Source organism: Streptomyces sp. 3330 (assembly GCF_031456635.1).
Lineage (GTDB): Bacteria > Actinomycetota > Actinomycetes > Streptomycetales > Streptomycetaceae > Streptomyces.
This window is the reverse complement of the sequence record NZ_JAVDVA010000003.1, coordinates 352,293-365,431: the sequence shown is the minus strand read 5'-3', so window position 1 is coordinate 365,431 and position 13,139 is coordinate 352,293. Positions and strand designations below refer to the sequence as shown.

At 70.8% G+C, this 13,139-nt stretch carries 12 protein-coding genes; 6 read left to right on the top strand and 6 right to left on the bottom strand.

All coding sequences use genetic code 11. The annotated features are described in order from the left end of the window. Positions 1–46 precede the first annotated feature (46 nt). From J2X68_RS07550 to galU, 5 genes are all read right to left on the bottom strand, one after another. Positions 47–643, bottom strand: coding sequence for a GNAT family N-acetyltransferase (locus tag J2X68_RS07550; protein WP_020128382.1), 597 nt, complete (start codon positions 641–643; stop codon positions 47–49). Positions 644–669: 26 nt separating this feature from the next. Next, positions 670–1,206, bottom strand: a complete 537-nt coding sequence (locus J2X68_RS07545) for a MogA/MoaB family molybdenum cofactor biosynthesis protein (protein ID WP_310431652.1) — start codon at positions 1,204–1,206, stop codon at positions 670–672. Continuing rightward, entirely contained in the window at positions 1,203–1,682 is a 480-nt protein-coding gene (moaC, locus tag J2X68_RS07540) for a cyclic pyranopterin monophosphate synthase MoaC (RefSeq protein ID WP_310431651.1), read from the bottom strand. The genes J2X68_RS07545 and moaC overlap by 4 nt, the downstream gene beginning before the upstream one ends. A 63-nt stretch (positions 1,683–1,745) precedes the next feature. Beyond that, a complete protein-coding gene (gene glp / locus J2X68_RS07535) occupies positions 1,746–3,071 on the bottom strand; it encodes a gephyrin-like molybdotransferase Glp (RefSeq protein WP_310431650.1) in 1,326 nt (441 codons plus the stop codon). A gap of 5 nt (positions 3,072–3,076) precedes the next feature. Next, complete coding sequence (gene galU, locus J2X68_RS07530; protein ID WP_310431649.1) at positions 3,077–3,979, bottom strand: UTP--glucose-1-phosphate uridylyltransferase GalU; 903 nt, start codon at positions 3,977–3,979, stop codon at positions 3,077–3,079. Between the two features lie 104 nt (positions 3,980–4,083). Between galU and J2X68_RS07525 the strand changes: the two genes are divergently transcribed. After that, positions 4,084–4,698 (top strand): 5-formyltetrahydrofolate cyclo-ligase, encoded by a 615-nt coding sequence (locus tag J2X68_RS07525; RefSeq protein ID WP_310431648.1) that lies wholly within the window; start codon positions 4,084–4,086, stop codon positions 4,696–4,698. A gap of 68 nt (positions 4,699–4,766) precedes the next feature. On the opposite strand, the gene J2X68_RS07520 is transcribed toward J2X68_RS07525, so the two are convergent. Continuing rightward, entirely contained in the window at positions 4,767–7,544 is a 2,778-nt protein-coding gene (locus tag J2X68_RS07520) for a penicillin acylase family protein (RefSeq protein WP_310431647.1), read from the bottom strand. 267 nt (positions 7,545–7,811) lie between these two features. Between J2X68_RS07520 and J2X68_RS07515 the strand changes: the two genes are divergently transcribed. The 5 genes from J2X68_RS07515 to J2X68_RS40260 all read left to right on the top strand — a co-directional run bounded on the left by J2X68_RS07515 (position 7,812) and on the right by J2X68_RS40260 (position 13,105). Continuing rightward, entirely contained in the window at positions 7,812–9,311 is a 1,500-nt protein-coding gene (locus J2X68_RS07515) for a potassium/proton antiporter (RefSeq protein WP_310431768.1), read from the top strand. 277 nt (positions 9,312–9,588) lie between these two features. Further along, positions 9,589–10,881, top strand: a complete 1,293-nt coding sequence (locus J2X68_RS07510; protein ID WP_310431646.1) for an MFS transporter — start codon at positions 9,589–9,591, stop codon at positions 10,879–10,881. A gap of 67 nt (positions 10,882–10,948) precedes the next feature. Beyond that, entirely contained in the window at positions 10,949–11,269 is a 321-nt protein-coding gene (locus J2X68_RS07505) for an FmdB family zinc ribbon protein (protein ID WP_310431645.1), read from the top strand. A gap of 75 nt (positions 11,270–11,344) precedes the next feature. Then, a complete protein-coding gene (locus J2X68_RS07500; protein WP_310431644.1) occupies positions 11,345–12,187 on the top strand; it encodes an S-methyl-5'-thioadenosine phosphorylase in 843 nt (280 codons plus the stop codon). A 618-nt stretch (positions 12,188–12,805) separates the two neighbouring features. After that, on the top strand, positions 12,806–13,105 hold the full coding sequence (locus tag J2X68_RS40260) for an RcpC/CpaB family pilus assembly protein (RefSeq protein WP_399039458.1): 300 nt from the start codon (positions 12,806–12,808) through the stop codon (positions 13,103–13,105). Positions 13,106–13,139: the final 34 nt, after the last annotated feature.

The following is a 13,139-nucleotide window of genomic DNA, read 5'->3' as shown; positions in this document are numbered from 1 at the left end:
GACCGGTGCGATCAACCGATCATTTTCGAACGTTTATTCGGCTAATTCAATTGGACGCCTTCTGCGAGCGTGTGCGCCGCCACCGGTTCAGCAGGCCCTCCGGGACCTCCTCCGCCGTGAGGGCGAAGACGAGGTGGTCACGCCAGGCGCCGTCGATGTGGAGATAGCGCGGCCGCAGCCCTTCCTCACGGAATCCGAGTTTCTCCACGACCCGGCGGCTCGGCCCGTTCTCGGGCCGAATGCAGACCTCGATGCGGTGCAGTCCGACGGTGCGGAAACAGTGGTCCACGATGAGCGCCACGGCCGTCGGCATCACACCGCGGCCGGCCACCGACTCGTCCACCCAGTAGCCGACGTGCCCGGAGCACATCGACCCCCAGGTGATCCCAGCGACCGTCAACTGCCCGACGAGCCGCCCCTGGTACTCGATCACGAACGGCAGCATCCGGCCCGCGTTCGCCTCGGAACGCAGGTGCCGGACCATCTGTCGGTAGGTCGGCCGGTGGGCGATCGGCCCGCTGGGCGCGGGGGGCGGGATGGTCGCCTCCCAGGGGCGCAGCCAGTCCCGGTTGCGCCGGTTGACCTCGCGCCAGGCCCGCTGGTCGCGCAGCTTTATGGGCCGCAGGACGATGTCGCCCTCCACCAGTTCGACGGGCCACGATGGGCTGTTCAGCTCGCACCCCCGTGGCCGGCTCCGGGGTGGTCGCCGCCACGGATCTGGTCGACGGCGTGGATCAGCAGGGGCTCCAGGACGGCCAGGCCGTCCTTCACCCCGCCGGTGGAACCCGGCAGGTTGACGATCAGCGTGCCGCCCGCCACTCCGGCCAGCCCCCGGGAGAGCGCCGAGGTGGGCACCTTCTCCCGGCCGTACGCCCGGACGGCCTCGGCGATGCCGGGCACCTCACGGTCGATCACCGCGCGGGTCGCCTCGGGGGTGCGGTCGGTGGGCGAGATGCCGGTGCCGCCGGTGGTGACCACGGCGTCGTACCCGGCCTCGACGGCGGCCCGCAGCGCCGCCTCCACGGGCTCCCCGTCGGGGACGACCTGCGGCCCGTCGACGGCGAAGCCGAAGCCGCGCAGGCCCTCGGCGATCAGCGGGCCGCCCCGGTCCTCGTAGACGCCGGCGGCCGCCCGGTTGGAGGCGGTCACGACCAGGGCGCTGTACGGAGCGGACAGGGCGCCGCCGACCGCCGTGCCGGGTGTCATGCCCGACTCCAGTCGCCCGACTTGCCGCCCGTCTTCTCCTCCACGCGCACGTCCGTGATGACCGCTCCCTTGTCGACCGCCTTCACCATGTCGATCACGGTGAGCGCGGCGACGGAGACCGCGGTGAGCGCCTCCATCTCGACGCCCGTGCGGTCCGTCGTCTTCACCGTGGCGGTGATCTCCACGGCGTCGTCCGCGACCGACACCTCCAGTTTCACACCGGAGACGGCCAGGGGGTGGCACAGCGGGATGAGGTCGGGGGTGCGCTTGGCGCCCATGATGCCCGCGATCCGCGCGGTGGCCAGCGCGTCCCCCTTGGGTACCCCCTCGCCGCGCAGCAGCTCGACCACACGGGGCGAGACGAGGACCCTCCCGCTGGCACGCGCGGTGCGCGCGGTGACGTCCTTGCCGGAAACGTCGACCATGCGGGCGGCGCCCACGTCGTCGATGTGCGTCAGTCGGTCCTGCGTACTCATGGTGGTGTGGCGCTCCCGGTCCGGGCCTGTTGTGCGCGACACGGTACCCCCAACCACGGGGACTCAGCCGAGGAGGACCACTTCGACGTCGGCTCCGGGCTCGACGGACTCCACGTCCTCCGGGACGACGATCAGCGAGTCGGCGTGCGCGAGGGCCGCGACCAGGTGGGAGCCGGCGCCCCCGACCGGGCGGACGGCGCCGTCCGCGCAGGTGGCGCGCAGGAACTGCCTGCGGCCCTTCGGCGAGGTCAGCGCCGTGTCGGCGATCAGCTTCGCGCGCGTGGTGGGCCGGTGGACGTCCTCGAGGCCCATGAGGGTGCGGATGGCGGGACGTACGAACAGCTCGAACGAGACGTACGACGAGACCGGGTTGCCCGGCAGGGCCAGCAGAGGGATGTGGTCGGGTCCGACGGAGCCGAAGCCCTGGGGCTTGCCGGGCTGCATGGCGAGCTTGCGGAACTCGACGCCGCTGCCCGCCTCGTCCTCGTCGCCGACGTGCTCCAGGGCCTCCTTGACGACGTCGTACGCCCCGACGCTCACCCCGCCGGTGGTGACGACGAGGTCGGCGCGCACGAGCTGGTCCTCGATGGTGGCGCGGAGCGTCTCGGCGTCGTCGGCGACCGCGCCGACCCGGTAGGCGATGGCGCCGGCGTCCCGGGCGGCCGCGGTGAGGGCGAAGCTGTTGGAGTCGTAGATCTGGCCGCTGCCCAGCTCCTCGCCGGGCTGGACGAGTTCGCTGCCGGTGGACATCACGACCACGCGCGGGCGCGGGCGCACGCGTACGGCGCCCCGGCCGATCGCGGCCAGCAGGGCGATCTGGGGCGGGCCGAGGACGGTCCCGGCCTCCAGGGCGCGGTCTCCCGCCTTCACGTCGCTGCCCTTCGCGCGTACGTGCGCGCGTGCCCCGGCGGGCCGGTACACGCGCACGTGCCCCGAGGCCTGCTCGGGGGCGAGGCTGCGGGCGCGCATCCCGCTGACCGGGCCCTCGCCGAGTCCGCCGTCGGTCCACTCCACGGGGACGACGGCCTCGGCGCCGGACGGGAGCGGGGCGCCGGTCATGATCCGGGCGGCCTGGCCGGGTCCCACGTACAGCAGGTCGGCCGCCTGGCCCGCCGCGACGTCCCCCACGACGTCCAGGGCCGCCGGGAACTCCTCGCTGGCGCCCGTGACATCCGCGACCCGTACCGCGTACCCGTCCATGGAGCTGTTGTCGAAGGGCGGCAGGGAGACCGGCACCATGACGTCCTCGACCAGGACACAGCCCTGGGCATCGGGCAGTTGCAGCTCGATGGGCTCCAGGGGGCGGACCGTGGCGAGGATGTCCTCCAGGTGTTCGTCCACCGACCAGAGCTGGTCCTGGCCGGTGGGGCGGGGCGCGGCGGTGCTCAAAGTGGCTACATCTCCTCGGTGACGTAACTGCGGAGCCAGGACCGGAAGTCCGGACCCAGATCCTCACGTTCGCACGCGAGTCTGACAATGGCACGCAGGTAGTCGCCGCGGTCTCCGGTGTCATAGCGGCGGCCCTTGAAGACGACGCCGTGGACGGGGCCGCCGATCTTCTCGTCCTGCGCGAGCTGCTGCAGGGCGTCGGTGAGCTGGATCTCGCCGCCGCGGCCGGGCTCGGTCTGCCGCAGTATGCCGAACACGCTCGGGTCGAGGACATAGCGTCCGATGATCGCGTAGTTCGACGGGGCGTCCGCGGGGTCCGGCTTCTCGACGAGGCCGGTCACCTTGACGACGTCGCTGTCCACGGTCGCCTCGACGGCCGCGCAGCCGTAGAGGTGGATCTGCTGGGGGGCGACCTCCATGAGCGCGACGACGCTGCCGCCGTGCCGCTCCTGCACCTCGATCATCCGCTGGAGCAGCGGGTCGCGGGGGTCGATCAGGTCGTCGCCCAGGAGGACGGCGAAGGGCTCCTGTCCGACGTGCGGGGCCGCGCACAGGACGGCGTGTCCGAGGCCCTTGGGGTCGCCCTGGCGCACGTAGTGCATGGTCGCGAGGTCGCTGGACTGCTGGACCTTGGCGAGCCGGGCGGCGTCGCCCTTCTTCTGCAGAGCCGACTCGAGTTCGTAGTTGCGGTCGAAGTGGTCCTCGAGGGGCCGCTTGTTGCGGCCCGTGACCATGAGGACGTCGTCGAGACCGGCGGAGACGGCCTCCTCGACCACGTACTGGATAGCGGGCTTGTCCACGACCGGCAGCATCTCCTTGGGAGTGGCCTTGGTCGCCGGCAGGAACCGGGTACCGAGGCCGGCTGCGGGGATGACAGCCTTGCTGATCCTGGGGTGCGACTGCGTCATGTCGGCAACCTTATCCGGTGACTTTGAGAGAGATCTGTGGCTCTGGTTAATTGATGATCATATGAACGCATTGGAGCGGTGTGGGAGATGCACAGGAGCGACATATGAGCCACCTCGAAGGCGGACCAGAGTCTGACAAACGTATGTTGCGGCGGGGGTTCCTCGCCGTGAGAAACAGGTTGACGCCCGATGACGTGCGCGCGGCGGCCGCCGCCCTGGCCGAGCGGGCCCTGGAACTGCCCGAGTTGACGCACGCGCGCACGGTCGCGGCGTACGTCTCCGTGGGGACGGAGCCGGGCACCGTGGCGCTGCTGGACGCGCTCCACGCGCGGGGCGTGCGGGTGCTGCTCCCCGCACTGCTGCCCGACAACGACCTGGACTGGGGCGCCTACACCGGCGAGGGCTCTCTCGCGCGGGTCCAGCACGGCTCCAGGATGGCCCTCCTGGAGCCGGCCGGCGAGCGCCTCGGCCCGGACGCGGTGACGACCGCCGACGTGGTGCTGCTGCCGGGACTGGCGGTGGACGCGCGCGGCATGCGCCTGGGGCGCGGCGGAGGATCGTACGACCGCGCGCTGGCCAGGCTGGCGGCCTCCGGGGCCCGTCCCGCGCTGGTGGTTCTCCTGTACGACGCCGAGGTCGTCGAGCACGTCCCGGGCGAGGCGCACGACCGTCCGGTGCACGCGGTGGTGACGCCCTCGGGGACGCGGCGCTTCACCTGACACCCGCCCTGTTGACGGAAGGGGCCCTCCACGCGCGCGTGGAGGGCCCCTTCCGGACGGTCGTCGGCTCAGGGTTTGAGCACCAGGGTGTCGCTGGTGCTGTCGTCGACCGCCTTCTTGGAGAAGGACCAGTCGAGCAGCTCACCGTTGGCCCACTTGTTCGTCTGGTCGGTGTAGTGCGCGCTGAAGGCGTGTCCCGAGGCGCCGGTGAGGTTGATCCACTTCGACTTGTCGAGGTCGTCGAGGTTGACCACCATCCGCATCGACGGCACCCAGACGACGCCGTAGCCGCCGGCCGCGTTCCAGCCGGTCGCGTTGACCGTCGCCTCGCCGCCGCCGAGCTTCCACGGGCCGCGGTTGAGGATGTACTGGAGGAAACCGGGGCCGCTGGTGCCCAGCGTCTGGTTCTTCAGGAACAGGCGGTGCAGCCGGCCCCAGCTCCAGGTGTCGATGTCCTTGCCGAGCTTGGCGGTCAGCTCCCAGCGGGCGTCGATCATGGCACGTGCGAACAGCTTGTCGCGGTCGTGGTCGGCGCCGCGGCGGTTGCCCGAGTCGGGCGTCGTCCACCAGTCGCTGTCCGTCTTCGTCATGAGGTTGCGCACGACCTCGAACCAGCGGTCGCCGCCGTCCGGCTGCGCCTGGTCGGCGGCACGCCGGCCACACTCGCGGACCTTCTCGGTGTCGTCGACCGGGCCGGTGGTGTTGACCGGGTCGACCCACAGGCACTGGTCCTCGACACGCAGCTCCTTGGGGAGCTTGTTGCCGAACGCCAGCTTGAGGATGTTGCGCCAGACCGCGTTGAAGTAGGCGGCCGCGGCCGAGTCCGCGTCCTGGGTGAAGTCCCAGTTCTCCAGCAGCTTCTGCGCCGAGCGGACGTCCGGGTCGTCGAGGTTGATCTTCTTCAGCACGGGCACGAGCAGCTTCGCGATCTCGCTGTCGTCGTCCAGCTGCATCTGGCGCATGTCGTCGGTGGAGATCTTGCCGCCGCCCTTGATCTTGCTCTTGATCAGGTCGGTGATCCGCTGGCTGCGCGCGCCGTAGCCCCAGTCCGTGGTGAGCGTGTAGGGGTACTTGTCCTTGTCGACGACGGCCTGGTTGGCGGTGACGATGTAGCCGCGATCCGGGTCGAACTCGTAGGGCAGCTCGTCGAAGGCGATGTAGCCCTTCCACTTGTACTTGGAGTCCCAGCCCGGCGCCGGGATCGAGCCGTCGACGCCCTTCGCGCGCGTGGGGATCTTTCCGGGCAACTGGTAGCCGATGTGGTTCGAGGTGTCGGCGTAGACGAGGTTCTGCGACGGCACGTCGAACTTCTCGGCCGCCTTGCGGAAGCTGTCCCAGTCCTTCGCCTTGTCGATGGCGAAGACGGCGTCCATGGAGGTGCCGGCGGACAGCGCGGTCCACTTCAGCGCGACGCCGTACCCGTCGCCCCGGTCGGGCGCCGCGGTGTCGTCGGTGTCGACCGTGGCCTTCTTGCCGACCTCGATGAGTTCGTCGTCACGGTCGGACAGCAGGGGCATCCCGTCCTCGGTCTGCCGGACGACGATCTTCTTGGACGCGCCGCCGGCGACCTTGATGGTCTCCTCGCGCGTGACGAACGGCTTCACCTTGCCGTCGTACTCGTAGCCGTCCTCACCGGAGAGCTTCTCCAGGTAGAGGTCGGTGACGTCGACGCCGGAGTTGGTCATGCCCCAGGAGATGGTCTGGTTGTGGCCGATTATGACGCCGGGCATGCCCGCGAAGGTGTAGCCGGAGACGTCGTACTGGCACTTGCTGGAGACGGAACGGCAGTGCAGGCCCATCTGGTACCAGACGGACGGCAGCGACGCCGACAGGTGCGGGTCGTTGGCCAGCAGCGGCTTACCGGTGATCGTGTTCTTGCCGGCGACGACCCAGGAGTTCGAACCGATGCCGTTGCCGTTCACGCCGACGGCCGTGGGCAGGTCGTCCAGGACGTCGTAGAGGCCCGAGAGCTGGCTCTGGAGGGCCGACCCCTCCGTGCCCGAGGACGAGCCCGTGCCGTCTCCCGTGGAGCCGCCGTCGGAGTCGCTCTGGTCGTCGCTCTGCTCGAACGTCTTGGTCAGTTCGTCGTACTGGCCGTCCTGGACGATCGCCTTGTTACGGTCGTACGGGTACTGCGGGTACAGGTCGGCGATCTGGGCCGGGCCGAGGCGGCTCGTCATCAGGGCGCGGTCGATCTCGTCCTGCATGTTGCCGCGCAGGTCCCAGGCCATCGCCTTCAGCCAGGAGATCGAGTCGACCGGAGTCCACTCGGTGGGCTTGTAGTCGTTGGTGAATCCCAGAGCCGCGTACTCCAGGGAGATGTCGGCGCCGTCCTTGCCCTTGAGGTAGGCGTTGACCCCCTTGGCGTAGGCCTGGAGGTACTTCTTGGTGTCGGCCGACAGCTTGCTGTCGTACTCCTCCTGGGCGACCCGGTCCCAGCCCAGGGTGCGCAGGAACTCGTCGTTGTCGACCTGGCTCTTGCCGAACATCTCCGACAGCCGCCCGGAGGTCATGTGCCGGCGGACGTCCATCTCGTAGAACCGGTCCTGGGCCTGGACGAAGCCCTGCGCCATGAACAGGTCCTCGTCGGAGTCGGCGTATATCTGCGGGATGCCGTAGCCGTCCCGCTTCACGTCGACGGGCCCGGTCAGGCCTTCGAGGGTGATCGAACCCTTCGTCTGCGGGAAGGACGCGCGGACCGTGCTGATGGACCAGTAGGCGCCGTAGGCGATGCCTCCGATGAGGGCCAGCACCAGCACAAGCACGATCAAACGGGCTTTGCGCCCCTTCTTCCTGCCGGACTTGCCGGGCTTGTCACCCGATGTGGCGGTGGTGTTGGGGGGCATCGCTGTCCTTGCTGTCCTAACGCGAGCGGCAGGCGGTCCTGGAGTGCTGGAGCAACCATAGGCGCAGGGCCTTGTGCCACTTGACGCGGAGTCGGGTACCGGTACGGAGGGATGGTCGATCTTCCCTCGCCGAGCGTCAAGAAATCGTCAAGAGTTAGGTAAGGTAACGAAGTAGTTGGGTCCGGAGCTCACGGCTTCGTGTCCGATGTATCCGAAGCACATGTGCGCCCGCGCGCAAGCCGCGCGCGCCGGTGAAGGGATCCGCCGCTGACTGTCCACCACCTCAACCAGCTCCTGCTCGTCTGCTCGCTCGTCCTGCTCGTCGCCGTCGCAGCGGTCCGGATCTCCTCGCGCAGCGGGCTCCCCAGCCTGCTCGTCTACGTGGGCATCGGCGTCCTCATGGGCCAGGACGGCATCGGCAACATCCACTTCGACAACGCCGAGATGACCCAGGTCATCGGCTACGCCGCCCTGGTCGTGATCCTCGCCGAGGGCGGCCTGGGCACGAAGTGGAAGGAGATCGAACCGGCCCTGCCGTCCGCCACGGCGCTGGCACTGGCCGGCGTCGCGGTCAGCGTCGGCGTCACCGCCACGGCCGCGCACTTCGTGACCGGGCTGGAGTGGAGACAGGCGCTGATCATCGGCGCGGTGGTGTCCTCGACCGACGCGGCGGCGGTCTTCTCCGTCCTGCGCAAGATCCCCCTCCCCTCGCGCGTGACGGGCACGCTGGAGGCCGAGTCCGGCTTCAACGACGCCCCGGTGGTCATCCTGGTCGTCGCCTTCTCGACGGCGGGCCCCGTCGAGCACTGGTACGTGCTGCTGGGCGAGATAGCGCTGGAGCTGGCCATCGGCGCCGCCATCGGCCTCGCGGTCGGCTGGCTGGGCTCCTGGGGCCTCAGGCACGTCGCCCTGCCCGCCTCCGGCCTCTACCCGATCGCCGTCATGGCGATCGCGGTCACCGCGTACGCGGCGGGCTCCCTGGCGCACGGCAGCGGCTTCCTGGGCGTCTATCTGGCCTCGATGGTGATGGGCAACGCGAAACTGCCGCACTGGCCCGCCACGCGCGGCTTCGCCGACGGTCTCGGCTGGATCGCCCAGATCGGCATGTTCGTGCTGCTCGGCCTCCTGGTGACCCCGCACGAGCTGGGCGACGACGTGCTGCCCGCGCTCGTCATCGGCCTGGTGCTGACCATGGTGGCCCGCCCGCTCAGCGTCGTGCTGTGCCTGACGCCGTTCCGGGTGCCCTGGCAGGAGCAGACGCTGATGTCCTGGGCCGGGCTGCGCGGCGCCGTCCCCATCATCCTGGCGACGATCCCCATGGTGAACGGCGTCGACGGCAGCCGCCGCATCTTCAACATCGTCTTCGTCCTGGTCGCCGTCTACACCCTGATCCAGGGGCCGACGCTGCCCTGGCTGGCACGCAAACTGCAGCTGGGCGGGGATCCCGAGGCCGCCGACCTCGGCGTCGAGTCGGCACCCCTGGAGCGGCTGCGCGGGCATCTGCTGTCCGTGGGGATCCCCGAGGGGTCGAAGATGCACGGCGTCGAGGTCAACGAGCTACGGCTGCCGGCCGGCGCGGCCGTCACCCTCGTCGTACGCGAGGGGACGTCGTTCGTGCCGCTGCCGACGACCGTGCTGCGCCACGGCGACGAACTCCTGGTCGTCGCCACCGACCCGGTCCGCGACGCTGCCGAACGCCGGCTGCGCGCCGTCGGGCACGGCGGCAAGCTCGCCGGATGGCTGGGCACGGGCGGCGAGGCACGTTAAGTACACGTTTCACACCGTTCACACCCCCTTCATTCGGAGGCTGACGACCTTACGGTGCTCATTTTCACAGGGCTGACGCGCCTTGATCCCTGTACGATGAAGGCACACCTTGATCGAACCAACTCTGCCTGACGCAGAGCTGGCGCGACCGTATGGCGGCCGGGACACCTCGTGCGGCGAGCACCGGCATCTACCGCAGCACGCGCAAGAGGACAGCTCTCGGCGCCCCCGCCCACCGGACGGGGCCGCGCTACCAGGCGGCAGAAAGGCACGGGCCGTGGCATCCACGGTCACCACCGAGCCGTCGAAGGACTCGTCGGCCTCGTCCCGCCCGGGATACGGACAGCTGCTGCGCACCCGCGGCGCCTGGACGTTCCTGCTGCCCGGCTTCGCGGCCCGCCAGCCGTTCGCCATGCTCACCATCTCCATCGTGCTGCTCGTGCAGCACACCACCGGCTCGTACGGCGCGGCCGGTGCCGCCGCGGCCGTCACCGGTGTCTCCATGGCGCTGTGCGCGCCGTACAGCGGGCGCCTCGCCGACCGCTACGGGCAGCGGGCGGTACTGATCCCCGGCGTCCTGCTGCACACGCTGTCGGGCCTCACCCTCACCGTGCTCGCCCTGGCCCACGCGCCGTTGTGGACGGTCTTCGCGGCAGCCGTGCCCACGGGCGCCTCGGTGCCGCAGATCGGGCCCATGGTGCGGGCCCGCTGGGGTGCGCGGCTGAAGGGCTCGCCCCTGATGACCACGGCGGCGGCCTTCGAGTCCGTCACCGACGAGCTCACCTTCGTCTTCGGCCCGCTGCTGGCGACCGCCCTGTGCACCGCCGTGAACCCGGCCGCCGGCCTGGTCACCGAGGCCTCGCTGACCTTGCTCGGCGGACTGCTGTTCGCCGCGAGCAAGAGCACCCAGCCCCAGGTCGCCGCCGCCGGGCACACGCGCGTGGAGCACGCCTCGGCCCTGCGGATCCCGGGCGTCCGGGTGCTGATCGTGGCCTTCCTGGGCATCGGCACCGTCTTCGGCGGCATGCAGGTCTCACTGGCCGCGTTCACCGAGTCCATCGGCGAGCCCGGACTGAACGGCGTCCTGTACGGCACCTTCGCCGCCGGCAACATGCTCTCCGGCGTGGTCTGCGGCGCCATCGCCTGGAAGGTCGCGCCGCGGCAGCGCCTGGTCGTCGCCTACGCCGCGCTGGCGCTCCTCGCCTCCGGCCTGTGGGCGGCGCACTCGGTCCTCGTCCTGGCGGGCCTGGGCCTCCTGGTCGGCATGTGCATCGCGCCCGCGCTGATCACCGGCTACACGCTGGTCGAGGACCTGGTCCCGGCCGGCGCCCGCACCGAGGCGTTCACCTGGCTGACGGGCGCGGTCGCGCTCGGTCAGGCGGCCGCTGTCACGATCGCCGGACAGCTGGAGGACCGCTTCTGGGGCGGCGCCGGTTTCCTGGTCCCCATGGGAGGCACCGTACTGGCCCTGGTGACCCTGCTGGCACTGCGTTCACGGCTGGAAACGCGCTCCCGCGCGCGTACCGTCGCACGTGGCGTCGGTCACCGCGTGCCGGTGACAGTGGACTGATCCCCCGGAATACGTCAAGATAGACCGTCGTTAGCACTCACTGAGTGAGAGTGCCAGGAGGAAGACAGTGCCGACCTACCAGTACCAGTGCACCGAGTGCGGCGAGGGCCTCGAGGCGGTGCAGAAGTTCACCGACGATGCCCTGACCGAGTGCCCCAACTGCGGTGGCCGCCTCAAGAAGGTGTTCTCCGCCGTCGGCATCGTCTTCAAGGGCTCCGGCTTCTACCGCAACGACAGCCGCGGCTCGTCGTCGAGCAGCTCGCCGGCGTCGTCCTCGAAGTCGTCGACGTCCGGTTCCGACGCGAAGCCGTCGACCTCGACGTCCTCGACCTCGGACTCGAAGTCGTCGAGCACCGGCACCTCGACCGGCAGCAGCTCAGCCGCGTAAGGCTCGCTCTCAGGACCCTGTCGTCGTACGACGACGGGGTCTTCGGCGTTTCCCGGGGCCATTAGGGTGCGACGCATGGCGAACAAGGCGAACGCAGAGATCGGTGTGATCGGCGGTTCCGGCTTCTACTCGTTCCTCGACGACGTGACCGAGCTCCAGGTCGACACCCCCTACGGGCCGCCCAGCGACTCCCTCTTCCTCGGCGACATCGCCGGCCGACGGGTCGCCTTCCTGCCCCGGCACGGGCGCGGACACCACCTGCCGCCCCACCGGATCAACTACCGGGCCAACCTGTGGGCGCTGCGCTCGGTCGGGGCGCGCCAGGTCCTCGGTCCGTGCGCGGTGGGCGGTCTGCGCCCGGAGTACGGGCCCGGCACGCTGCTCGTACCCGATCAGCTGGTCGACCGCACGAAGTCGCGGGCCGGAACGTACTTCGACGGGCTGCCCCTGCCCGACGGCACGGTGCCCGACGTGGTGCACGTGTCCCTCGCCGACCCCTACTGCCCCGCGGGACGCTCGGCGGTCCTGAAGGCGGCTCGTGGCCGGGAGTGGGAGCCGGTGGACGGCGGGACGCTGGTCGTGATCGAGGGGCCGCGGTTCTCGACCCGTGCCGAATCGTTGTGGCACCAGGCGCAGGGGTGGTCGGTGGTGGGCATGACGGGTCATCCGGAGGCCGCGCTCGCCCGTGAACTCGAGCTCTGCTATACGTCGTTGAACCTGGTCACCGACCTGGACGCGGGCGCCGAGAGCGGCGAGGGCGTGTCGCACGAGGAGGTGCTGCGGGTGTTCGCGGCCAACGTGGACCGGCTGCGAGGCGTGCTGTTCGACGCGGTGGCCGCACTGCCCTCCGACGGCGAACGGGGCTGCCTGTGCGCGAACGCCCTGGGTGGTCTGGATCCCGGCTTCGAACTGCCGTAGCGGGCGCGCGAGCAGAGCGGGAAGGCGGGCCCGCGAGGAGAGCGGGAAGGCGGGTCCGCGAGGAGAGCGGGAAGGCGGGTCCGCGAGGAGAGCGGGAAGACGGGCCCGCGGAAGCGGAAGTCCTCCTTCGGGTGAGGGAGTTGTCCACAACCCGGCGGTGGTCCACAGGCTCCGGCGAGCGGCGGCGCGAAGGCTCATCGTGGCTTCGCAAACCCGTTCCCCCTCGCCGGTGGTGATCCCGTGTCCGACCCGCTCGTTCCCCGCTCTCCGCTTCCGCCGCTCCCTCCGCTCGCCTCTCCCTCCCCGTCCCCTCTCTCCTTCGCGGCCCGCCCGCCCGGCACGGACGCCCCGGCCACCCGCGAGGTGCCGTCCTTCGTTCCCGTGCGGGTCGGCGGCGGGCGGTACCGGCTGGGACGGCTCGCACGGAGCCGGCGGCGAGCCCTCGCCCTGGGTCTCGCCCTCACCGCGGCCGCGCTCGTGGCTTCGGGCCCATGGGACGACGATCCGGACCGCGGACCTTCCCGTGGCACCGCGCGCGCCGACGCGGGCGGACGCTCACACCCCAGCGCGCAAACGCCACCACACGCCCCTGCACACGGCCCTCGCGCCGGGCAGAGGGTGACGGCGCCGGTCCGGATCGCCGACGCGGCCACGGTCCGGCTGCTGCGCCCCGGTGACCGGGTCGATGTCATCGCCGCCGAGCCGATGACGCTCGGCGGCGCGGACGGCCCGGGCGGCGACGCCCATGTGGTCGCGCACGGGGCTCTGGTGACGAAGGTGCCGGAGCCACCGGCCACCGACACCGCTTCCGGCCCGGCGGACGCCGGGGCACTGATCGTTCTGTCGGTGCCCCGGTCCACCGCCGCGCGGCTGGCGGGGGCGGGCGCGACCGCCCGGCTGGCGGTGACCCTGTGGTGACGTCAAGTCCCTCGTCCGAGGGGCCGAATTGGAC